The following is a 23,015-nucleotide window of genomic DNA, read 5'->3' on the forward strand; positions in this document are numbered from 1 at the left end:
TCCCGGCCAGCCGCCGCCACGCCCAGACGGGGAGAAGAACAAAGCTAAACAGAAGTAGTGTGATCACTCGATGCATGTCGTATGGCCTCCATCGTCTAGTCGAGGGGAATTTCTGCGCGCCAGTCGGTCGTCTCGGACAAGGCGCCCTGCTCGGATTTAAATAAGACGCAGGAGCCGAGCACCAGAACATCGATCTCGGTGCGCATGAAACAGCGAAATGCCTCCTCGGGTGTGCACACAATGGGCTCGCCCCGTACGTTGAACGACGTGTTCACCAGCACGGAGCAGCCTGTACGTGCGCGGAACGCCTTGAGAAGGCGGGCATAGCGGCTATTGCGGGATTCAGTCACCGTTTGCACGCGCGCCGAGAAGTCGACGTGCGTGATGGCAGGAAGGTCCGATCGGATGTCATTGATGCAACCCAGTGAGCGGCGCGGTGCGCCTTCTTCTCGAATGGCAGCAGTCACCGGAGCCACGACCAGCATGTAGGGGCTCTCGTTCTCCATCGAAAAATAGGCGTGCGAATCTTCCTTCAGCACGGACGGAGCGAATGGACGAAACGATTCCCGGTATTTGATCTTGAGATTCATGGTTCGCTGCATGTTGGCGTTCCTCGGATCGCCAAGGATTGAGCGAGCGCCAAGGGCGCGGGGCCGAACTCCATTCTTCCCTGAAACCACCCCACCACCTTTCCGGCGTCCAGTGCCGAGACGACTGTGTCGAGCAACGGGGCTTCCGGAAGTTGCACATAGCGATGCCCGTGTGATTCCAGAAAGGCGACGATGGCCTCATCGGAGAACTGAGGCCCGAGATAGGCGCCACTCATCGCGTCGTCGCTATTCACCGGAGGGCGGCCATCCAGTCTGATCGACGTGTCTAGCGCCGCGCCGAGAGCGCACCCGGCATCCCCTGCGGCTGGCTGTACCCATAGCCTCTTGAAGAGTCCGGACCGATCGATACCGCCGTTGGAGACGCAATTCAGTGCGACGCCCCCAGCGAGGCAGAGATTGGACATACCGGTCATCGTCTTGGCCGCCTTGACGAGCCCTAGAACTGCTTGATCCGTAACGACCTGTATCGAAGCCGCAAGGTCGCATTCCCGCTGAGTTAGCGGTGCTTCGGGCGATCGGGCGGGGCCGTCGAACAGGCGTTCGAAGGCCGGCCCCGTCATACGGTGTCCGCGCAGGAACTCGAAGCAGTCCAGATTTAGTGAAAATGAGCCGTCGTCGCGAAGGCGCACAATCTGGTCGACAATGAGGCTCGCGTAGCGCGGCTCCCCGTAGGGCGCGAGCCCCATGAGCTTGTATTCGCCAGAGTCCACTTTGAATCCGCAGAATTCAGTGAAGGCGGAGTACAACAGTCCCAGCGAATGCGGATATGAGATCGAATCTACGAGTTCGAGCTGGTCATGGTCGCCGCGCCAGACCGTCGTAGTTTGCCATTCTCCGACGCCGTCGATACAGACAACCGCGGCTTGGTTGAATGGCGACGCGAAGAACGCCGAGGCAGCGTGTGAACGGTGATGCGGAATGGCGATCGCGCGCGGCCCTCGCCCAAGGCCTAGCTGATCTAGCTCACGGTCCACGGTCAGCAGGACGCGGCGCTTCCACTGGAGCCATTTTGGGAGAACCCGGGTAAACGTGCGAAAACCACCGGGACCGGCGCTCGCGAATGAGGACAGCATTCGCCGGAACTTTACTTCCGACTGTTCGTAGTAAGTGATCGAAGCAAGGTCCGAAAGCTGCAAGCCCGTGGCTTCGAGGCAATAGCGTATGGCATTCCTTGGAAATGCACTGTCGTGACGCTTGCGTGTGAAGCGCTCCTCCTGGGCGGCGGCGACGGGAACACCATCCACGATCAATGCGGCGGCACTGTCGTGATAATAGGCGGAGACTCCGAGATGGGCTTTAGACATATGAGGGCTCCCGCGCTACCATGGCTCGCCAAGGGCGCTTCTGTTGTTTGAAGAAATCGAGTTCGCTACTGCGACCCGTAACAGGGGACAGGGCTTCGAATCCAGCGCGGATACGTTCCCATTCCTCATCCGGGTCAACGAATTGCGACGCAAGCGCCATATGGGCGTCGATAGCATCCGCCGCCCATGCAGAGTGGCCGGTAGAGACGTTGTCGATCGTGTTGTGCATATCGACGAACTGCGTCGAAANACCGTAGTGCTTCAAGATTTGGCGCGCCGACCGGTAGCTGCCACCCACCCCGGAAAGCTCCATTGCCAGATTGAGGCCGAGTATTTCTGGCCGAAGTGTGACGGGTAGTTTTCCCAGACACAGCCAGAAGACAGGGAGCCTCAGAGACTCGCTACGCAAACGTGGGTCGTATGGAAATTGTGGCGACCCCGTCGGCGGAAGATCGATGTCCATCGATAACAGCAGGGCGCGATAAATCCGTGGATGGTTGATGGACAGGTTGCCGTTACCTAGCTCGTCCCAAAAGATGCGGAAGAGCGGAGAACCAACCCTATCCGACGCGTAATCCACCTCGCTGAAGCCTTGCAGCCAGGCGCCATCGATCAAGGTCAGCGGAGCCAACTGCACTGTCTCTTCCACGAGCTGCTCGCGACTTGGCATCGATTGCGTTTTCGTCCGTTGAAAGGCCTCGTCGTGTGACGCATGGGTGTCGAGAAGCCACGCCCTGAGGAGGCCGTGTTGCCACGTCTCCGGCAGGGAACGTTTTGACAACCCAATGGACCTGCGTGCAGCGCCCAGCCAGAACTGGGCGTATTCCAGCGCGAAGCGACGCGTCCTCGGCGGTAGCGCGCGTCCCTGCAGAAGATGGTAGGCCTCCCGAATATTGGAGGGCACCGCACCGAGCATGAGATCGCCACATTTGATGGACTGTTGGTGCACAGGCGTTATCGCCAACGGCGACGCTGGTTTGATCGAAGATGGTGCCGGCACCAAAGACAAGATCCATCGCCGAATCACCGCGATGTCGTCGGGCTCGAAAATTCGAAACATGCGGCCTTGCGACGAGAGTAGGGAACCGAGCAGGGGACTGCGCTCCGGGTCGCCGCGTCGGATCAGGCGGCTTCTCGCGATTGCATCGATCAGCGGACGCGGATCTTCGATCGCCTCAGTAAACCACTGGCTCAGCGGCTTGCCCTCGAGATCGAACCNCTGATGGTAGATGGCCGCCTCGCGTGCACGCCCCTGTATTAGCCTCTCCATTGCAAGCGTTGNGTCGTCTACGTGTTTGAGGGCAGCGACAAAGTCATCCGTGTCTGCCGTCACGGCATTGATCACCCACAGTATCCCTTCCATGACACGCGCCCGCCGTTCCCTTCGAGAGGCGTGATAATCGAGAATGTGGCGCGAGAGGGAGAGCGGCGTATGTCCAGACGGCAGAGCGTCAGTTTGGGACGCGGATAAATTCAGGCGCCTCCAATGGGGCCCGGGAAGGTGATGAGCGAGGACACGCCAGACTGGCAACAATCCGATCGTGCGCAGCGCATAATCGACGCCGGCGATCTCCGGTTCGAACGCTTCGCTGCAACGGCTCAGCGCGAGCATGATGGCCGGAAACCGAAAGACACCATCGCTGAGTTCCCGGTCTGCCGCGATGTCGTGGGGGCGGCCTGCTGCGGTTACGAGGCCGGCCTTTCGGGCAAGATGGCGGAAACCGTCTGTCCTCGACATTTCGGCCAGGCCGACGCCCACATCGTCCGCGAGCAACGCCAGTGATTTCAGTTGGACGTCGTCCTCGAAATTGCCCGGGCGGCTCAGCCCCTGTAACCATCGGCCAAGCACAGACGCAAGGGGAGCGCTGTGGGCAATCGTGCAATGGATCGCGCGCTTCGTCCGGTCGTCATCGCACATTGACTCGACCGTCGCCCTAAGCAAGACCTCGCTGTCGCGGGCCCTGCCAGTGAGCACATCGCACAGGGCATCGACGTCGTGGCTCGCCCTGGTTGGACCGGTCTCAAAGTTCCCCAAACCCGTGCGATCGATCAGGTCCCGAAGGTTGCTCGATTCGACAAACAGTTCGGGGTTCAGGCTCAGTGTGTAGATGTCCCGCCACATTTGTGCAATACCGTTAACAAAGGTTTTTGAGGGAGTTCACGGCCGACCCCGCTGGGGTCCGGTTTGGCCGTTCGTAGCGCCGCCAATGGAGGCGGAAGGGTCCGAGCCATACTCACGACGAATACCCTGCCAGACCATGATCCAGGCGGATGCGAGCAGGATGACCGAGGCGGACGCGGCAATGCGGAGCCCGGGGACGATGTGATCGTCGCCGCCTGCGATGAGGCTTCCAAACACCGCCACGCCGATCGCGCCCGCGGCTTGACGCGCAGCGTTGAGCACCGCTGATGCTGTGCCTGACCACGTCGGTTCTACGCTGGATAAGATGGTCGCTGTCATCGCCGGTACCACGAGCGCCGCTCCGCCGGGAATTAGCAGAAACGGCACGATCATTGACAGATAGGAGCTTCCGGCGTCGAGCCGCACTAGGAGACCGTAGCCGAAAGCCCCCAGCGCGCAGCCGAGCAGCATTGGCAACCGTGCACCAAAGCGGCTGTTCAGCCAGCCGCTGACGAGGTTGGCAATGACAGATGTCGCAGTCAGTGGAACGAACGCAAGGCCGGCCTGCATGACGCTGTAGCTCCTGACGTGCTGCAGATAAAGGCTCAAGACGAACACGAGGCCGTAATAGGTAAGATTCACCGCCATACCTAGCAGCACGGCCTGACTAAAATGCGGCAGGCGGAAGAAACGCAGCGGCAACATGGGATGCGTTGCCCGCGCTTCGACGAACACGAAGGACACCGCACTGGCGAACGCGAGGCAGAAGCCGCTCAGTACGGCCGGATGCCCCCATCCTTGCGCCCCTGCCTCGATCGTGGCCCCACAAAGGCTGGTCAACGCCAGCACGGCCAACAGCTGGCCTGGAAGATCGAGCGGGCGGGTTGTGCGCAGCGTCTCCGTAAGACGCCAGGTCATGCCGATGCCCAGAGCGCATAGCGGCAGGTTCGCGAGAAATATGCTTCGCCATCCGAAGCTATCAAGCAGGATGCCGCCGACCACAGGGCCCACAGCAATCGACCCGCTCCCGGCGGCCGTCCACAAGGCTATGGCGCGCGCGCGCAGCTTTCGGTCGTGGGCGCAGGCATGGTTGAGCAAAGCGAGTGAAGGCGGGACCAGCAGCGCGGCGCCTAACCCCTGTACCGCTCGAGCGGCAACCAATTGAGCAACCGAGGTTGCCATGCCGCACGCAGACGATCCCAGACCGAATACGGCGAAGCCGATCAGGTAGGCCCGTTTGGCGCCGAAGCGGTCGGCCACGGTACCAGCCGACAGCAACAGCACGGCGAACGCCAGAGTGTAGGCATCCACGACCCATTGCAGCCCGTCAAGAGGGCTGTCGAGAGCCACGCCGAGTTGTTTGAGCGCGACATTTACGATGGTCACGTCAAGTTGCACGACCGCGAACCCGAGTCCCGTGGCGGTCACCGTCCATGTCATTGACGGCCGCCGACGCCCTAACGCCGACATGGCGGGCCAGTGGTCGATTTGGTCGATGAGGTCATCGTTCGCCTTCACGTTCAGTATGTTTCCCTTTAGCGGGGCCCAGATAGATCACGAGGCTCCGTTTTTGAATCGATGCGTAACGGCTGTCTCAAAACATGGGGTAAATTGAAGCGTCCTTCCGCTTGTCGCTTTTTTGCTCTCGATCCCCAAAAGCCGAAGAAAAGAACGCCATATGGTTTTCATGTCAGATTTCCTTGATTCAATTCACGGAGAAGAAGTTTTGCCACCACGTCAGAGCCCTCGTCAGTAAGGTGAATGCGATCGACAAAGAGCCACTGATCAGGTCGAGCGGCTTGCGCCAGCACTGATGTAAAGTTGATGAACCTGACCCNCATTTCTTTCATGCCTAGCTGCAGGTGTTCACTGAACAGGCGATGAGTCTCTACAGAGCAAACGTCTCGGTATGTCTCTCGGAACGAGCCTTGGGTATCGAGCTCGGCGAAGATGGCCTGCTCCTCGACAGAGCCGGTGGGACGAACCCAGTTTGCTAGGGGCTGAAGCACATAGGTCAGTCGGGCACCCAGCGCGTCGCATAGCATTCGCCACGAGTTCAAATGCCGTAAGATTAAGTCGGAGGTGTAGATGACCTGCTCGTCGACCGGGAGGACAGTCCCTGACATTGCGCGCTGACCGCCCTNTTTGAACCACGGCAGGCCGGTCGCCCGGGTACCGGTCAGGCGATCGAAGAACTGTTGGCTGAAGANAAACCCGCCGTGCTCTCCACGCAAATTCGATGGAAGCCCGGACAGCACGAGATCATTGAGCCCGGAGAAAATAACGACTTCCTTCACGGGCGGCAGCCGGTGGCGATAGAGCAGAAACTGGAAGAGCTCCTGCATGGAGTTGAAAGCGCGCCCGCCGAAGTTTATCCACCGCTCCGGCCGGGGATCGTTTTCCGTGAGCCGCGATGAGAGGGTATGCCGATCGGCGGTGGCCCCAGTGCCGAACACAGTGGAGCTGCCCACGAGCAGACGAACCGGATCCTCTGTGTTTAGCGTCGTGGCGGAGTATCGAGCGTTGCGGGCTTCGCTGTACCGAAATCCGGAGTCATCCGTGGACACTATATCCGTCCTGAAATTGGTCGGGTGGAAATACATGACGTATGGCAACCAGCCGAGGTTGTCCGGGTCCATGAATTCGCCGACATAGCCCTGCATTTGTGGCGTGAGTTCGGAAACTGCAGACATCGGTGGACCTTTTCAGGGCCAAATCAAAAGCCCGTTAAATATGAAGACGCCCAACATGCGCGGCTCGAAAAGCCGGCGTGGTGGTCACGAAAGGAGGCGCTTTCCCGCCCGCAGCCCTATGGCTGGAAGAAGCATTCACAGTTGGTGAATCTCTTTGGCCAAATTGCGGCAGCAACGGCTAGGGCTCGGGGCGCAGCTCCTTCATGGTCCCGCTTTCGATCCGTGCCAGCATTCGTCTGACCATCTCCTGTACCGGTTCATCGTCGTGCCGCGCCGGCACGAACTCAGGATGTCTCGCATTGATGTCTTGGCTCTTGCGTGTCCACGTCTCCCAGCCGTTGAATGGTATTGAGGTGTTCGCATTGAACGAAGGCCAGGCGCGATATTTGTTGACGCCCGTGACGGAAGCGCCACGAACCAGGATGGGGTTTAGATAGAGTGCCTCGTTCGCGATGGTCGTCGAGGTGTTGATGTACGCCATATCGAGGCCGCACCGACGTTTTGACGATCGGTTTGCCTCCGATCCATGGATGATATAGGGGTGATGCACCGACACATCCCCGGGCTGCAGTTCGATGTCGACTGCATTGTGGACGTCGACGTGTTTGTCTTCCATCGAGGTCATGAGTAAGTTGGGTGTATCCCTTCTCAGCACTAACTTTTGCAGGGGCAGCTTGTGAGAACCAGGGATGACGCGGAGGCAGCCGTTTTCGGTCGTGCTTTCATCGATCGCCAGCCACAACGAGGTTGCCTCCATTGGAGACAGGTTCCAGTAAGCGCCGTCTTGATGCCAAAGAACAGCATGGCCGTCGAGCGGGGGCTTGCAGATGTAGTGAGCGGTGAAGCAGGCAAGATCCGAACCGAGGATGAGTTCGGCGATATCGAGCAGGCGCTCGTCTGTGACCAGGCGAACCCAGAACGCATCATCCCGCATTAGCGGATGATGAAGGTGTTCAGGGCGAAACTCGGGAAACCTTTTGCGAAGCCAGAGGAAATGTTCCCTCGCTTCGGAGAGAAGGTCTGGATCGATGACGTTTCTGAAAATTGTGAAACCATTTTCTTTATGCCTCTCTTGAAATCCGAGTGGGTAAGCTGACGTCATATTGACCAACCTGGATGAGTGAATTCATGACTGCCAAGCTGTTTGAAACTGCCCTTGGAATTGCCCCGCCGTGGACGGTGGCGTCGGTCGACTTCGACGAGTCGGCCAGGACCTTGACCGTGCTGATTGACTTCAAGGCTGGCAGCCGCTTCAAGGTCTCGGGCCATGAAGGCGTGCATCCGGTGCACGACACCGTGACCAAGACCTACCGGCACCTGAACTTCTTCCAGCATGAGTGCCATCTGCAGGTGCGCACGCCGCGAGTGAAGCTGCCCAATGGTTCGGTGCGACTGGTCGAGCCTGACTTTGCCGGGCGGCTGAATGGCTTCACGCTGCTGTTCGAAGCCTTCATCCTGATGCTGGCGCGCCAGATGCCGTTTGCCGCCGTGGCGCGCATCGTGGGCGAATCGTCCCACCGGGTGCTGGCGGTGTGCCAGAAGTACGTGGAGATGGCCTGCGGCCTGGCGGATCACTCCGGTGTCACGGCGCTGGCCATTGACGAGACCTCGCGCGCCCGAGGCCACAGTTATGTCACCCTGGCCGCAGACGCCGAGGCCAGGCGCGTGCTGTTCGTCACGGAAGGGCGCGACGCCCAGACCATTGCGCAACTGGCCGAGTATCTGGGCGACCATGGCTGCCCGGCCGGGAACATCGCCTCGGCGAGCATCGACATGTCGCCAGCCTTCATCGCCGGAGTCAGCCAGCATCTGCCCAATGCCCGCATCACCTTCGACAAGTTCCACGTCATCGGCCACGCCAGCACGGCGGTGGACAAGATGCGCCGCATCGAGCAGCGCACCGACAAGTCCCTCAAGGGCATGCGCTGGACGCTGCTCAAGGATGCCTCCCGGCTCAAGCCCGAGGCTGCTGCCGATCTTGACGCACTGATTGCCAGGATGACTGTCAAGCGCACGGCGCGCGCCTGGGTCTACAAGGAGCAACTGCGCGAAATCCTTGATCGCAAACAAATCAACGTCGTGCGCGCCATGCTGGAACACTGGTGCACTTGCGTCATGCGCTCCAAGGTCGAGCCGATGAAGGAGGTTGCCCGGATGATCCGATCCCATCTGGAAGGAATCGTGGCCTGGGCTCAGACACGGCAGACCAATGGATTTCTGGAGGCGATCAACGGCTTGTTCCAGGCCGCCAAGCGGCGTGCCCGTGGCTTCACCCGCATCGACACAATCAAAACCGTCATCTTCCTGATCGCCGGCCGTCTCGATTTCCACGCCATTAACCCTCATGCAGAACAACCCACTTGAAATTCAACAGAGCCTTCTTTATATTCCTGCAGATTACACAAATATTGGTTCCTCTTACTTACGTCGATCATATTTTCGTCCCCACGGTACTCAGAAAAGTCGTCAAGCAGCGGCATCGATTGGCAGCAATTATTGGTGCGCCGCAATGGTGCGAACATGTACGGTTCGTGGTATTTTTGTCAGTACTGTTCAGCCGAAAAAGAAACACTTCCAATGCCCTGGTCCGTGCCGTCCTCAAAGAGTATTTAGCGTGAAGGTCGACATCGAGCTTGACCGCAGCAGCGGTATTCCGCTTACTGATCAGATTGTCGACGGCATCGTTCGATGGTTACAGCGTGGCGTGGCCAGTTCTGGTGTGAAGCTGCCGTCGATTCGGCAGTTCGCAACCGATCAGGGCGTCAGCCGTTACCCAGTAATTGATGCTTATGATCGCTTGGTCGCACTCGGCTACATCGAATCTCGGCCCGGCTCCGGGTTTTACGTGGCAAACCATCGCAAGCAGCATGCAGCTGCGGCACTGGGTCTTGCAGATCCACGCCGCGCCGAGGACGAATCGGAACACATCCTCGAACAGCTCAACCACCCCAGCGACTCGCTAAAACTTGGTAGCGGATTCATCCCGGACGCATGGCGCGATAAGGAGGGTCTCGGAAGAGCGATCCGCCATGTGTCGCGTGTAGAGAGTACGAATCTAGTCGATTACGCGACGCAACGCGGTTCTTCCGCACTGTGCGCGCATCTTCTACACCGTGTTGCACAGTTGGGTATCGAGGCGCAGCCCTCGCAGATTTTGCTAACCCAAGGTGCCAGCCAAGCTCTTGATCTGCTGATTCGTTACATCCTCAAGCCGGGTGACACGATGTTCGTGGAGGACCCGGGCTACTACAGCCTATACGGTCTGCTCAAGCTGCATGGAGTCAATCTTGTTGGGATTCCTCGCACACACACCGGACCGGACCTCGATGTTCTGCAAGCGCAGTTGAAAAGGCATCGCCCCAAGCTTTTCTTCATCAACACGGTGTTTCACAACCCGACGGGTACGACCGTCTCACCGCAGGTCGCTTTCCGCCTGCTGGAGATGGCACGCGAGAACGGAATAACGATAGTTGAAGATGACATTTACGCCGACTACCAGGCGACGCCGACCGAACGTCTCGCGACACTCGATCAGCTTGAGCACGTCATCTACATAGGCGGGCTATCGAAAACCCTTTCGTCTTCGTTGCGGGTCGGCTACGTGCTCGCCTCGTCCACAATTATCAAGGACCTAGCCGACATCAAGATGCTGACGAGTCTTGGAAACTCGCGCTTTTCCGAAGCGGTCGTGGCCACGATGCTCGAACGCGGCACGTACCGAAAGTATCTAGAGAAACTACGACTGCGGATTCAATGCGCGATGGGATCAACGATTCAGGTGCTAGAAGGCTGTGGCTGGGAAGTATTCGAGAAGTCTGGCGGCGGTACGTTTATCTGGGCACGCCTGCCCCATATTGCTGATTCCGCTCGCTTGGTTGAGTGTGGCGCGCCGCTCGGNGTGACAATCGCGCCCGGCAAGTATTTTCGACCGCATTCCGAAGAATGCCCCTGGATTCGCATCAACGTTGCATTTTCTGGCGATCCGCGTGCACGAACGTTCTTCGAGACTGCAGCTTTGCTCAAGCCCTAAGAGGGGAGGGGGATAGAGTCCAAGGTGCAGTCGCCTGTCGCTATGGTGCACCAGGGCATCGAATGTTCTGGTTGCTAGTTGTAGAGTGCTTGCTCCAAGATGTCTAGGGCGAAGTCCGTTCGCATGGAGTGACTGTTCCGCCCCCGATGCGCCTGACGTACACATCGATCACAGACGCTACCAAAGATATCCTGCGCACCCTGTTTGCGGCCCTTGTTGACGGCTCATACGGTACGGCACCAATGCCACCATGCATTGATGCACGCGAAAGCGCAGCTAGTTGCCGTCGTCGATGAGCGGCTCCACCGTTTCGCCGAGGGCCTCGAGGAACGACGCTTCCATGGTGCGGCTGTGGAACATATGGGAGTGTTAGTGAATGGGCGGTCATCACGCGGTGGACTGCTGATCGAGTTCGCGAACATACGAGCACCTGAAATAGCGCTGACGCAGACCATGCTGCTGAAGCCAAAAACCGAAACCGCATGAGCGTATCAGCAAATGGATGCACCACGATGTCGCCCAATCTGCCACGATACTCCGCCGCCGCGCACCGTTGCGGCGATCTGTTGCCCCAACCGTTGCTCGATAGACGGCTTCCACGGAACCAGGCTGAACCCCAAGCCGTCATCGAGCATCGCATAGCGCCCACTGGCGAGCGTAACGTTGCGCCGGTAGATGCCCACCACGGGTTGCCCTTCGGACACCGGCCGATGCTCCAGGCCTGTTTCGGCGGTAATGTCCTTAGCTGCCTGCGTCAGTTCCCGCTTGCGCAGCGTGCCCAGCAGGTTCCGGGCGAGGATCACGCGCTGCCCGTGCCGCTCGGCCAATCCCTGTTCGGCCAGGAAGTCGGCGCGCTGCTGCATCGCCTGCTTGGCCTCGCCGCCAAAGCCCAGGTCCCCGAACCCCTTGCCACCGCCGATCAATTGCTGGTCCAGCCAAGTCGCACCGATGATGCGGGCCTGCCGCTCAATCGGCAGGTGCGATTTCAGCTCTACCGCGACGCTGCCGCCCAGGCGCTGCACATCGTACTGACGGCCGCGTTCGGCCAAATCATTGGGCACACGCCAGACGCCTTCGGCTTCGCGCTCCACAATGCCGGCGCGGCGCAGAGCTTCGAGCCTCCGCACATGCGCCGCTACCACCTCACGCGGATCACGGTCGGGCGTGGCCTGACCTTGTGAGACGGCCAAATGATGATCGGTGCGGTACACGCCATCGACGGCCAGTCCGATGATGTTCCGGTCGGCCGCACGCACGTCGGTCGAGCCTTTCACCTCCACCACGGCGCCGGTCGGATAATGCTCCAGCTCCGATCGCGTCGGTAGCCCAACGTAGTATGCCTTGCCGTCCGTGCCATCGACGATCAGATAGCCTTTGTCATGCAGCTCGTCCGCCAACCCCTTGCCGACAACGCGACCGACGATGGAGCGGCCATCTTCGCTGGGCTGGAACACGGCCAGATCGCGCTGCCGGCCGCTCATGGCGCGCTGCATGGTGCGGATGATGTCGCCACGCTCGCCCATGGTCCGTAGTGTGGATTCGGCGTCTGGGTGGATAGTCCATGTCCCAGGCTGCTGCACGCTCGCCAGGCCCATGCGCTGCAAATGCTGCAGGCGGCCGATCAGCATTTGCCGCTGGCGTTGCAGCCGCGGCTCGGCCAGCTTCTCCGAACGCACAAAACCATCTACGGCCAAGCGTTGCAAGGTGCGGTCCAATCCCGTCCACCGCTCCTGATCGACTTCGCGCTGCATGGCGCACTGGATCTCCAGCTCGGTACGCGGCCCCAGCCATTCGGTCGCCAGCTCTGACGCCCGCCGACGCATCCCCTCGGCGATGTAGTCGCGGGAAATGATGAGATCTTTGCCTACGTCGTCCTTCCCGCGCAGGACGACGTGCGTGTGCGGGTTGTCGGTGTTCCAGTGATCCACCGCCACCCAGTCCAGCCGCGTGCCCAGGTCGGCCTCCAGACGTGCCATCAGATGCCGGGTGTAGGTGCGCAGGTCGTCGAGCTGTTCCGCGTCTTCCGGCGAGACGATGAAGCGGAAATGGTGCCGATCCTCGCGCCCGTGTTCCTCGAAAGCGGCGGTGTCCGCCGCGTCGGTTGTCGGGCCGTAGGCATGGCCCGGCCCGCTTTGGCTATCCACCCCTTCGCGTTCGATGTAGCGCAGGTGCGCGGTGGTCGAACGCGGCCCAGCCTTGGCCAGATTGACCAGTCGCGCCTTGATCATCACGCGACGGGCGCTTGGCGTGAGCGAGGCCCCGGCGAAGCGGGCCGCGACATGGCCGCGCCCCAGCCGGGAACCGGGCCGATGGCCGACTTTGCCGACCGTCTTGCCGAGTTCGGCGCCGGCCTTGTTGGTCTGCCGCATCACCTTGTTGATGAAGGCATCGCCGCGCTGTCTCGGCGCACTAGGTCGCGCCCGGAAACGGTCGTCGTCTTGATTGCTCATGTGGTGTCTCCATCCAAGATCGGCGCAGTCCAGCGAGTGAAGCACGCGCCTTCGCCAATGCCGGTGCGGCATTGCGCACTCGCGGCACGCCGCTGCCCCTTGGCGCGTGCCGCGCCACTCCCATGTGCAGACAAGGTTTTCAAGCGGCCGGGTGCCGCGTCCTTTTATCTTGCCCTCCGTCTTTTCCGATCGCTGGCGCGACCGGCCTCGACGGGCGGGCTGCGATGGTCTGCACGGGTGAAGCACCGCAACCGCAGGCTGTGACGCAAGCGATGTGCAGTGGGGCTGCACGAAGAACGGCATGCCGCGCTGCACGTTCATGGCGTGTCCCACGTCCATAACGGCTGCGCGCTGCCGATCACGGCGGAGACAGCAATGGGACCGAAGTAGCGGCTGTCGAATGACGCCGGATTGGTTGCGCTGAGCAGGAACAGCTCGCCGTCGCGAAGCGGTCGGCACTGCTGCCAGGCTGACAGTGGACGGCCACGCCCATCGACGCTATGGACGCCAGCGACCGCCACGTCGTCGATGCGAACGATGTGCTTCTCGATGCACACCTGCTGCGGCGACATCGCGCCGATGCGCTTGAGCAGCGGGATGCGCTCGGGCAGGTAGCCGCGCTGCGCAGCCAGCGCGGCGGCGTCTGCCGGAAGCCGGGCGAGCACGATGCTGTCGACGTGCAGCGAGTCGGGCGGGCTGATGCGGTACCAGCCGCGTGGCACGCTGTCACTCGGGTTGTAGACGAGGCGCGCAACGGGCGCATGGTCGGACGGCCAGGCGAGCGCAGCGATGCCAAGGACGGTGAATAGTACGACGGCCCAGCGATGGACGCGAGTGTTCATCGCAACACCTCGCCCGCGAGGTAGGCCGCGTGCCGTTCTGCGGTGTAGACCGGCAGTGGCAGGCGCGCAGTCAGCCGGTTGCCCAACGTGCGCCAGTACGCGGGCGACACCGCTGCCGGATCGATGCCGAGCGTTTCGATGGCGTCGATCTGTGGCAGCACTGACTGCACGTGCTGTTCGCCTTCGGCGCGCAGCAGCAGACGCGCGCCCGGTCGGATTCCTGCGATGCGCTGAATGTCATCGAGCGGTGAGCAGGCCTGCAAAATCATGAGCTGCCAGCGCGTCGTACCATAGTCGTTGGACTCCCAGCGTACGCGGCAGAACACAGCCGCCGGTGTGAAGATCGCGCTGCGCCGCCAGCGGTCCAGTCGCAGCTCGCGCAGCGGATGACCGAAGCGCAGGTAGAGGTTGGTCCGGTGTTCGACGAAAGCCAGCGACACGCGTGTCAGTGGCGTGTCGTTCGCAACGCTCGATAGCACGGTGCGCGGTGTGGGAAGGCTCTCGCTCGCGGCCTGTTGGACCGCGTTCATTGCGGCTTCTCCGGGAATTCATCTTCTAGCAGTGCACGCAGCATTTCTGCCACAGTGAGGCCGCGTGTGAAGGCCTCGATCTTGATGCGGGCGCGCAGCGCCGGCGTCACGTCGAGGGTCAAGCGGGCGGTGTAGAGATCGGTTTTTCCGATGTCTGCACCATCGCCCTGGCGCACCCAGGCATCGGCATTCGGATTGGCTGGCGGACGCGCACCGATGGCGACGCGTTTCCCATTCTTCATGGCGCCATCCTCAATACTTCAGCGGCGAGCGCCGCGATCTCGCGCGCAGCATTGCTGTCTGCGTCGAGTTCGCGGGCGAGCTGACCCTGGCCACGCTGTCGGCGAACACGATACGCTGGCGAACCTCCGACAGCAGCGATGGCAAAGGTTGATCGGTGAGCGCATTGCGTGCCTCGCGCCCGATCACCGTGGTGCTGACCCGCCGGTTGATGACGAAGGCCGCGCGCAGCGCTGGCCGGAACACCTGCGCTTCGCGAATCAGCGACACCATCTCGGCGCTGGCCCATACGTCGTAGGGACTGGGCTGAACGGGAATCAGCACCAGGTCCGCCGCGAGCAGCGCGGAGCGCGCGAGGGCGGCAATTCGGGGTGGGCCATCCATGACGATGTGATCGCAGCGCCTGGCCAGTTCTGGCGCTTCCTGATGCAAGGTTTCCCTTGCCAGACCTACGGCGCCGAACAGTCTTGGCAAACCATTCTGACTGCGGCGCTGGGTCCAATCGAGTGCCGAACCTTGCGGATCGGCATCGAGCAGGATCACCGAACTGCCTTGCATGGCCAGCTCACCCGCGATGTGCGTGGCGAGTGTCGTTTTGCCGACCCCACCTTTTGGTTGAGCAGCGCGATGATCATGATGCGCTGCCTTTCGCGCGCCGGTTTATCCACAGCGCGCGGGGTCTTTATCGTTAGTTTTATAGATTCAAAGTTAGAACCTAAGTTAAGAGACACCGAAATCCGCGCCGAAGAAGGTGTTTCGGTCGATCCGTACTCCTGATGGCACGACAGCACTGCGCCTGATAGCACGAGGATTTCTACGCCTGATAGCACGAGCGGATTCACCGCTTTTCCACNAGGCACGCTGATGACACCCTGGCTGGCACCAAAGCTGCCACCGGGTCGAAGCGGTGCCGTGGACGGCACGGCGCGGAAGGTCAACACCTCCGGCCCATGCCTCGGCCGCAGGATGGCGAGCGCGTAGCCCGGCANGGGTTGCCGCGCCACGATGCGGCGCAGGTCGTAGGCGAAGTCGGTGAAGCGCGCCAGGCTCCCGGACTTGCGGTGCAGGTGCGGGAAATCGAAGCGCCAGCCGTCGCGCTGCCAGCCGCCATGCTTGCGCACTAGGCGGTACAGCCAGCGCTCGATGCCGCCGGTCAGGCGGAAGTAGTTGGCGTCGATGGTCAATACCAGGCTCTCTTCGAGCACACCGGCATAGAACCAGTCCGGCAGGATCAGCTCGATGCCCAGCGGCCGGCCCAGGCCGTCGGCGCGTTCCTTCCACTCGTTGATCCACGAGAAGCGGTGCAGACGCCGCGCATTGGGTTGGCGAATGGAGGTGGCCACGCTGGTGGACTGCAAGCGATCCAGGGCAGCCTTGAGACGCTGATAGTCGCGCAGCGACGTGCCGCGACCGATGAAGCGCAGGATTTCGTAGGGTGTGGCCGCCATCAGCCGAGACGAGCGAATGCCCGCATCGCGCGCCTCGACGATCTGGCTGGCCGCCCAGATCAGAATGTCGGCATCCCAGATGGTCGCCAGGCCATGTTCGGCCGTGCCTTCTACGCGCACGGTCACGTCGCCGGCGCGAAAGTCGATTGGCACGATGCGCTTGCTCTTGGCGAGCGAGAAGAATGGATAGGCCATCAGGTCCTGCACATCGCGCGCCGGCAGCTCGCCCGAGAAGGCATGGAACAGTTCGAGCTGCTCGCGCTGCAGGTCGCGCCCGATGGTCATCGGTGATGGTGCCCATCGCCGATCAGCGCGAGCCGGGCGGCGCGCGGCGTGTTGTTCGGTGTACTGTGGATCGGAGGTCATCTCGAAGCTGCGCGCGTCGGCCCATGCTTCGAGGTCGGCGATGGCGTACATCACGCGCCGGCCGAATTTGCGAAAGCGCGGCCCGCCGCCGATGACGCGCTGTTTTTCCAGCGTGCGCGGCGACAGCCGCAGGAACTCGGCGGCTTCGTTGTTCGTCAGGTAGCGCGCAGACTGCGTGGTCTGGGCAGACTGCGGGATGGCAGCGGGTACGGGATACGGCCGTAACGGTGCGGGTCTCATGGCATGGGCCTCCATCGGTCAAGATCGGCGACGAAGCAATCGCCGCCGGATGGAAGCAGTCTCGGGAAAGTCAGGCGTTGTGCGCAGGGACGTTCTGCGCCGCCGAGCTAACGTCCCCGTGATGCGCTGCCGGGTTGCAGTAGGCGGCGGTAGCCGCCGTCCATGAGCGTCTGCCCGCGCCGGGTCAGACGGCGAACCTGGGCGCGCAGATCGCTGTCGTCGTACCAGCGTTCGGCGACGGCGGTGATGCCGTACAACACTTCGGCCACGCCGCGCTGCGAAGCACCAGCCAGCGTGCCGTCGAGCGCCTGCAGGGTCCGCATGTGGAGTATTGACGTGCGACCTGGTCGACCTGTGGCGAGGGCGGTGCGCTCCATCGTTGCGGGATCGAGCGCTGCCAGCTCGGCTTCGATTACGCGCCAGCGCTCGCGAAGCTGGCAACCGGCGCGGACGGCATAGGCGTAAGCCATGCCGTCTTCCAGCGCGGGAGAGATCGCCATGCGCAGCATGCGGTCGACGAGCTGGGTGGTCAGCACCAGGCGCTTGCCGTCGTGCGTCAGGTGCTTGCGGCCGGGGATGCGCCAGAGCTGGAACAGCAGCGCATCGGTCGTTGGATCGGCATCCGGATAGACTTGGACGACCGAGGAGGGATCAGGGAACCAGTCGGGGTGCGCGTCGCGCGCATCGCGCGTGGGGTCTTCCAGCAGGCGCAAGCACCAGCGATGCGCCTCGTACTGAGGACGGCGTCGGTGGCGTTGCCAGACGCGCCGGTATTCCGGGTTGCGCCGCAGATATTCCCAAGCCAGCGCGGGTCCGTCCAGATGCAGGACGTACAGGTATGCAGCGCTTGGATGCCAGTGAACGGCGCTCGAATCGGCCATGGCGAAACCTCCTTTCGGATGGAAGGAAATCAATCGACAAGGTGGCCGACAATGGGCCGGGCATTCGCACTATTTGCGACTGCATTGCGCCGTTGCTGTACTGAGTGGCGATCAATGCAAAAAGGTCTGGACCCAGACCCAAGAAGACGCAATGCGAACCGTTGTGGCATCGCACGGTGTGGCCCGTCAGCGACGGGCCATCGGGGTCGATCAATCGTTGATCGATCCGTCGGCCCGAGCCAGCCGAGCGTATTCAGACAGCCGTCGCCTTGGCGTGAAATGCAGATCGCGTGCGACGGCCAGATTTCGTGGCCCGCGAATGCTTTCCAGGACGGAGAGCTGAACGTGGCCGAGTTCCGGCGTGCCCATCCCGAGGTCGATCAGGCCGAAAGCGGTGTCGCCATCGCCGGGATCGAGTTCGGTCAAAGCCAGGTCGCGTGCGCGTCCAGAGTGAACAGCTTGACGACCGGCAACGGGTCGCGCTTCTCGCCGCGCGGCGGCGGCGCCGTTGTCCAGTAGTTGGGCGCGTTGTTCGTCGGTGATGAGTGGTTTCATGGTCGCTGCGCGCAAGTGGCCACGATCAACGGGCGTTGGTTTTGCGCAAACGTGCTGATGCGCCAAAGCGTGACTGTGAAAATGCGCTTCTGCGCCAAGTCGCCAAAGCGTATTCCACCGAATCCGTGGATGCACGAATCGGCGAATGCGTAGGCACGGAACCTATGATTTCAGCAAAAACGGTTTTCAGCATAGACACACCCGTGGCAAGTTCCAGCAGGGAAGATTGTCAAATGAACACTATAGATTGTAGCCCTATAGGGCGCCATCAGGTGTCATCGTCGTTTTACAAGAAACGATTTGATGACATCGAAGAACTCATTTCCTGCGGCGCTCAAGATGGTCAGAAAAGCCCGTGGCCTCAGCCAGGAAGCTTTCTCGGACGTGTCGAGCCGCACGTACATGAGTTCGCTCGAACGCGGCCTGAAAAGCCCGACCTTGAGCAAGGTCGCCGAGCTGTGCGAGGTCATGGACGTGCATCCACTCACGCTGCTGACGCTGGCCTATGGCGGCGACAGCAAGGGGGTGGACAAGCTCATCGAGCGCGTGCGGCGCGAACTGGCTGCCCTCCAGGCCGAAAAGGACAAATAGGCGAGAAAAGGGCGCTGCCAAGCGGCAGCGCCCGCGTGACGACTACGTCACGATGCGCTCCGCGAGCCGCGCTTCGCGCGCATACGCACTGATCGGCTTCGAGGCTGTAAAGTGCAGATCCCGCTCGACCGGAAGCCCGAGTCGGCCGCGTACGGATTGTAGTTCGGCCAAGCTCACATAGCCCAGTTCCGGGAAGCCGTGCCCCAGGTCGCAGAGCCCGAAGGCATGGTCGTGGTCATCCGGGTCGATCTCGGTGAGCAGCCAGGTCGCGTCCGCGTCGGGGGTGAACAGCTTGACCACGGGCGGTGGGTCGAAGTCGTCGTTGTCGAGGGACTGCCGGCCGTTGGCCAAAAGTTGTGCGCGTTGTTCGTCGGTGATGAGCTTCGTCATGGTCTTCTCCTTGGAAGGATTCAGGGCGGGATTGCCCGGAACCGCGACAAGCACGGCGCAGCGCAGCAGTCAGGGTTGTAGACGGCCGCAGGACGCCAGCGTGCAAGGCACGCGCAGACCTTGGNCGGCGAGAACGCTGTGATAAGGTGAAGGGAACAGCAAGCCAGCCCCCANNACTGTTGCCCGCTACAGCAAGCGAAGCGCGCAGGCGTCAGTGATGGAAGCCGAAGGGGCGAGACGCCAAGGGTGGCTCGATGCGCAGCACGACAGCGCGCCCCGGCATCAGCCGGGGGACGCACGGAATTTCGNNATCCCTTAAAATATCGAAACCGATTTCCTGTAANAACAACGGATGCACAAAGCCGGCTCAGCGCATTGACTGAGTTCCACGAAATCGCAAAGTCGTGAAAGCGGCTTGCCGCCGATGCACGAAGCCGCAATTACGCTTTTACAGAAATGCGTCCAACGCGGATGCTGAACTCGAAGCGCCCCGCCGCTTGGCGGGGCGCGAATGGAGTGATGATCAGTCGCCCTTGCTACGCGACCAGATCAGGTTGTGCGCGCCGTCCTCGCCTTCGACCAGGCGGGCATAGATGGTCGCCGGAAACGACGGATCGTCGAGGGTCGCCGACAGGTAGGGCCGCTCCGCCTTGCTGATTTTCTTCCATGCCGCGCCGATCTCGAAGTTGCCGGCGACGATGCGGTAGTCCGGGGCGTTCTCGCTTTCCTTGGCGTTCGGAATGAATTTGACCTTGACGTTGAGCGTCAGGGTGCGAACCGTGCCGGTGAAGCTGTCGTTCTGTGCGGTGAAGGTGCCGATGTTTGCCATGATGAATCTCCTTTTGGTGGTGCAAGGTCGCGCCCATCGCGGCCTTGTCGGTGATCCGAAGGGCGAGGTACGGGCGGGCTGCATCGCGCAGCGGCCGCAACGCAGTGGAGGACCGGTAGGAACAAGAAATTTGTTTCGCGAGGAAGGCACGCAGTGCCGGGGAAATTTGTTGAGCCGGACGGTTGCAGCCATGAAGCCCGAGGCGCAGCCGGTGCCTCGCCAGGATTCACGACAAGCCAAGGCCGCCGTTGGGTGTGATCCTCACCGAAAGGCAGCATGGCTCCGGCATCCCTGCACAGAAGCGTCGCCGGCACGCACCCCATCGCAGGCAAGGTAAGTTCCGAATCACCAAGGATGAAAGCTCCTCGCGCATTGGCGCGGGCGTGATCGATCGCGGCGTGGTTAGGTCTCGGCATGGTGGACGGCTTGTCGGTGAGCCTCCGTTGTTTATGGCAGGCTGCCCGCCAGCGTCGGGTAAGGCGCGTGATTGCACAACCCGGCGCGGCCGGGAAACGCCAGGAAAATTTCTACGGGATATTCGGATTGCTCAACCAAAAGCATGGCGAACTAATTGGACGGATGAACAAAAACAGGGATGGCTAAAGTCATTTCGCCATCGGGCAGTCGCTTTCCGACTGTTGCCGCGCCGCCCGGACTGACAAGGCCGGGCGGCGCGGCGGCGTTGTATGCCTCCGCCGTTGCGTTGTACCGAAGTGATGGGGCAAAGCCCCTCGGATGTCAGCCTTTGAGCCGCTTCATCTCTTCGGCCAGTATCCACAGCGCCCGGTTGACCTTGACGTTCTGGTCTATGCCCTGGATGGCGCGGGTGCGGTTCCTGCGTCCGTTGGCCGTGCGTGTGGACAGGCCACCCCGCACCAGATTTTCCTGCACGCGGTTGAACGTGCTCCACAGGTCGGGCCGGTCGTCGTCCCGGCGTCGAGGCCGCAGCAATTGTGTTTCCGTGATGGGCGCAGGCTTGACCGGGTCATCGTATTTCAGCGACAACGCAGCGCGGGCAAATGCCTCTGATTCTCCGAGGTTGAGCGTGATGGCGGCCATATCTTCCCGACGTTCCCGCACCAGTTCGAACCNCTCCAGCACATCGTAGGCACCTTCGATCACCTGGCCGATCACGTCGCCCTTGTGCGGGATGCGCAGGTCGGCCACGGTGTCGCCGCACACCAGCCCATTGCTGCATACGAAACGGAACATTCCCGCCAGCATCTGATAGCTGCTGGTGCCGTCGTGCGAGTTCAGCAAAATGATTTCGTTGGCCTCTGCGCCGTTGATCTGCGCTGCGTGGCGCAATCGCAGCATGTGCTTGGTGTGTTCGCGCTTGTCGTTATCGCGCACGCGCGTCTGGCACACCATGAACGGCTGGAAGCCTTCCTTGCGCAGGGCACCCAATACCTCGCCGGTCGGGATGTATGTGTAGCGGTCGGATCGGCTCTGGTGCTTTTCCTCCGCGAAGATGGAAGGGGCTGCGCTGCGAATCTGATCATCCGATAACGGATGGTCGGCGCGTAAGATGGGTGTAGCGTTTGCGAAACGGGAACTGAGTTGCATGGTATTTCTCCAGTGGTTACAGGTTGTGGTTTCCAAGCTGACCGGATTCCAAGATTCGGAGCCCGGTGTTGGCTTTGGTGGGTTCGGCGCAGTGACCTGGGCTGGTCGCCATTGCCGCCGTCTTTCCTGAGTTCATCGCCCGCGAACAACCGGGTCAGCGAGGGTCTGGCGGTCAAGGAGGAATGCGCAGGGTGGTGCGGCCCGCAGCGCAGCGAGGACACGGCCCTGCGCGCCTTGACGGACAGGCACCGCTGGCTACGGTCGCGGGGTTGGTGATGAAGGAGAGGGAAAGACGGATGACCGGCCTACGGCCAGATGAGCGACGGACCAACGCCGCGCGGCGAGCGCCGCTGCGTGCCACAGGCACGCCTTAATGGGAGTGGACAAAGCGCGCAGCGCGAAAACAGCATCGTGCACAGGCCGATCAGGCGCCGCCTGTTCGGCGGTCTTTGGGGCGCCAAGCCTGCGCGGCGGGGTGGGCGTCAGCCGACCCCTGGAGGCAAGCGCAGCGCGCAGCTTTTTCGCCAAACGAGGACACAGCAAAAAAGGGGCGATGCCCCCAGAGCTACAACAGCCCACGTTCGGCAAACGACAGGATGGCGCTACCGGCGACGATCAGGTGATCCAGCACCCGAACGTCCACCAGCGCCAGCGCAGACTTCAGCGTCTGTGTCAGCATCTCGTCGGCGCGTGAGGGTTCCGCCACACCCGACGGATGGTTGTGCACCAGGATCAGCGCCGCCGAGTTGCGCGCTAGCGACTCCTTGACCACTTCGCGCGGATACAGCGATGTCTGGCTCACCGTGCCGCGGAACATCTCGACGTAGTCGATGACGCGGTTCTGCGCATCCAGATGGATGACCGCGAACACCTCGTGCTCCAGCGTCCCAAGCTTGATCCGCAGGAAGTCGCGCACCATCTGCGGTGAACTTAGCGCCTCGCTGCCGCGCATCTGAGCGGTCAGCACCCGCAGTGCCGCCTGCAGCACCTCGTCGGCCTGGGCCGGACGGTGACGCCAGCGGCCAACCACAGGGCGGACGCGCAGCCCTTGAGGGCGAGAACGACGTGGTACGTTGAAGGGAACAGCAAGACCGCCACCACACACCGCCCCCTTTGCCGTTGGCAAGCGCAGCGCGCAGGCCCTCAAGGGCCGGAGGCGTCAGGGATCAAAGCCGAATGGCCACGATTCGGCACGAAGCGTGGGGTGCAGCAAGCCCGCGAGCCCGACGGCGGTACGCCGAGACGTAGAGAAGTGATATAGGTTTTTTCAGTCCAGTAGCCGGTGTATTGAACAGGCATCGAAACGGAGCAGCCGTTTACCACTTTT

At 61.6% G+C, this 23,015-nt stretch carries 18 protein-coding genes and 4 pseudogenes; 4 read left to right on the forward strand and 18 right to left on the reverse strand.

The features are described 5' to 3' along the window. Nucleotides 1-95: 95 nt before the first annotated feature. The 5 genes from HZY77_RS00715 to HZY77_RS00735 all read right to left on the reverse strand — a co-directional run bounded on the left by HZY77_RS00715 (nt 96) and on the right by HZY77_RS00735 (nt 7,832). Nucleotides 96-680, reverse strand: a complete 585-nt coding sequence (locus tag HZY77_RS00715) for a carbamoyltransferase C-terminal domain-containing protein (protein WP_296817819.1) — start codon at nt 678-680, stop codon at nt 96-98. Next, nucleotides 587-1,915: a carbamoyltransferase N-terminal domain-containing protein gene (locus HZY77_RS00720; protein ID WP_296817822.1), complete on the reverse strand. Its 1,329-nt coding sequence runs from the start codon at nt 1,913-1,915 to the stop codon at nt 587-589. Before HZY77_RS00720 ends, HZY77_RS00715 begins: the two co-directional genes overlap by 94 nt. Then, the gene (locus tag HZY77_RS00725) at nt 1,908-4,037 is read right to left on the reverse strand and encodes an iron-containing redox enzyme family protein (RefSeq protein WP_296817823.1); all 2,130 of its coding nucleotides are present in this window, start codon (nt 4,035-4,037) and stop codon (nt 1,908-1,910) included. The genes HZY77_RS00720 and HZY77_RS00725 overlap by 8 nt, the downstream gene beginning before the upstream one ends. A 36-nt stretch (nt 4,038-4,073) precedes the next feature. Beyond that, the gene (locus tag HZY77_RS00730; RefSeq protein ID WP_296661592.1) at nt 4,074-5,555 is read right to left on the reverse strand and encodes an MFS transporter; all 1,482 of its coding nucleotides are present in this window, start codon (nt 5,553-5,555) and stop codon (nt 4,074-4,076) included. Nucleotides 5,556-6,908: 1,353 nt separating this feature from the next. Next, on the reverse strand, nt 6,909-7,832 hold the full coding sequence (locus HZY77_RS00735; protein WP_296817825.1) for a phytanoyl-CoA dioxygenase family protein: 924 nt from the start codon (nt 7,830-7,832) through the stop codon (nt 6,909-6,911). 26 nt (nt 7,833-7,858) lie between these two features. Between HZY77_RS00735 and HZY77_RS00740 the strand changes: the two genes are divergently transcribed. From HZY77_RS00740 to HZY77_RS00750, 3 genes are all read left to right on the forward strand, one after another. Further along, entirely contained in the window at nt 7,859-9,094 is a 1,236-nt protein-coding gene (locus HZY77_RS00740) for an ISL3 family transposase (RefSeq protein ID WP_296820769.1), read from the forward strand. Nucleotides 9,095-9,344: 250 nt separating this feature from the next. Then, complete coding sequence (locus tag HZY77_RS00745) at nt 9,345-10,760, forward strand: PLP-dependent aminotransferase family protein (RefSeq protein WP_296661595.1); 1,416 nt, start codon at nt 9,345-9,347, stop codon at nt 10,758-10,760. A gap of 258 nt (nt 10,761-11,018) precedes the next feature. Beyond that, nucleotides 11,019-11,246: a hypothetical protein gene (locus HZY77_RS00750; protein WP_296661596.1), complete on the forward strand. Its 228-nt coding sequence runs from the start codon at nt 11,019-11,021 to the stop codon at nt 11,244-11,246. A 5-nt stretch (nt 11,247-11,251) separates the two neighbouring features. Here the strand turns inward: HZY77_RS00750 and HZY77_RS00755 are convergent, their stop codons facing one another. The 9 genes and pseudogenes from HZY77_RS00755 to HZY77_RS00795 form a co-directional block, all read right to left on the reverse strand. After that, a complete protein-coding gene (locus HZY77_RS00755; protein ID WP_296661597.1) occupies nt 11,252-13,210 on the reverse strand; it encodes a relaxase/mobilization nuclease and DUF3363 domain-containing protein in 1,959 nt (652 codons plus the stop codon). Nucleotides 13,211-13,527: 317 nt separating this feature from the next. Beyond that, on the reverse strand, nt 13,528-14,052 hold the full coding sequence (locus tag HZY77_RS00760) for a S26 family signal peptidase (protein WP_296661598.1): 525 nt from the start codon (nt 14,050-14,052) through the stop codon (nt 13,528-13,530). Beyond that, nucleotides 14,049-14,582 (reverse strand): DUF2840 domain-containing protein, encoded by a 534-nt coding sequence (locus tag HZY77_RS00765; protein WP_296661599.1) that lies wholly within the window; start codon nt 14,580-14,582, stop codon nt 14,049-14,051. The genes HZY77_RS00760 and HZY77_RS00765 overlap by 4 nt, the downstream gene beginning before the upstream one ends. Further along, entirely contained in the window at nt 14,579-14,824 is a 246-nt protein-coding gene (locus tag HZY77_RS00770; protein WP_296817827.1) for a chromosome partitioning protein ParB, read from the reverse strand. Before HZY77_RS00770 ends, HZY77_RS00765 begins: the two co-directional genes overlap by 4 nt. Then, nucleotides 14,821-15,457, reverse strand: a pseudogene (gene parA / locus HZY77_RS00775) (ParA family partition ATPase). The gene HZY77_RS00770 and the pseudogene parA overlap by 4 nt, the downstream one beginning before the upstream one ends. Nucleotides 15,458-15,730: 273 nt before the next feature. Continuing rightward, nucleotides 15,731-16,555, reverse strand: a pseudogene (locus tag HZY77_RS00780) (replication initiator protein A); the annotation flags it as partial. A gap of 27 nt (nt 16,556-16,582) precedes the next feature. Then, nucleotides 16,583-16,876: pseudogene (locus tag HZY77_RS00785) on the reverse strand (helix-turn-helix domain-containing protein); the annotation flags it as partial. 107 nt (nt 16,877-16,983) lie between these two features. Further along, entirely contained in the window at nt 16,984-17,757 is a 774-nt protein-coding gene (locus tag HZY77_RS00790; protein ID WP_296817829.1) for a DUF2285 domain-containing protein, read from the reverse strand. A gap of 210 nt (nt 17,758-17,967) precedes the next feature. After that, nucleotides 17,968-18,312: pseudogene (locus tag HZY77_RS00795) on the reverse strand (DUF2958 domain-containing protein). A 303-nt stretch (nt 18,313-18,615) separates the two neighbouring features. Here HZY77_RS00795 and HZY77_RS00800 point away from each other — a divergent pair. Next, the gene (locus HZY77_RS00800; RefSeq protein WP_296661606.1) at nt 18,616-18,903 is read left to right on the forward strand and encodes a helix-turn-helix transcriptional regulator; all 288 of its coding nucleotides are present in this window, start codon (nt 18,616-18,618) and stop codon (nt 18,901-18,903) included. 42 nt (nt 18,904-18,945) lie between these two features. Here the strand turns inward: HZY77_RS00800 and HZY77_RS00805 are convergent, their stop codons facing one another. The 4 genes from HZY77_RS00805 to radC all read right to left on the reverse strand — a co-directional run bounded on the left by HZY77_RS00805 (nt 18,946) and on the right by radC (nt 22,718). Beyond that, nucleotides 18,946-19,293 carry a DUF2958 domain-containing protein gene (locus tag HZY77_RS00805; protein ID WP_296767732.1) on the reverse strand — a complete coding sequence of 116 codons (348 nt, stop codon included), beginning with the start codon at nt 19,291-19,293 and terminating at the stop codon, nt 18,946-18,948. A 523-nt stretch (nt 19,294-19,816) separates the two neighbouring features. Beyond that, nucleotides 19,817-20,122, reverse strand: coding sequence for a DUF736 domain-containing protein (locus HZY77_RS00810; protein WP_296767730.1), 306 nt, complete (start codon nt 20,120-20,122; stop codon nt 19,817-19,819). Between the two features lie 738 nt (nt 20,123-20,860). Then, nucleotides 20,861-21,688 carry a DUF932 domain-containing protein gene (locus HZY77_RS00815; protein WP_296817831.1) on the reverse strand — a complete coding sequence of 276 codons (828 nt, stop codon included), beginning with the start codon at nt 21,686-21,688 and terminating at the stop codon, nt 20,861-20,863. A 565-nt stretch (nt 21,689-22,253) separates the two neighbouring features. Further along, nucleotides 22,254-22,718, reverse strand: coding sequence for a DNA repair protein RadC (radC, locus tag HZY77_RS00820; protein WP_296653371.1), 465 nt, complete (start codon nt 22,716-22,718; stop codon nt 22,254-22,256). Nucleotides 22,719-23,015 lie beyond the last annotated feature (297 nt).

Source organism: Thiobacillus sp. (assembly GCF_013693775.1).
Taxonomy (GTDB): domain Bacteria; phylum Pseudomonadota; class Gammaproteobacteria; order Burkholderiales; family Thiobacillaceae; genus Thiobacillus.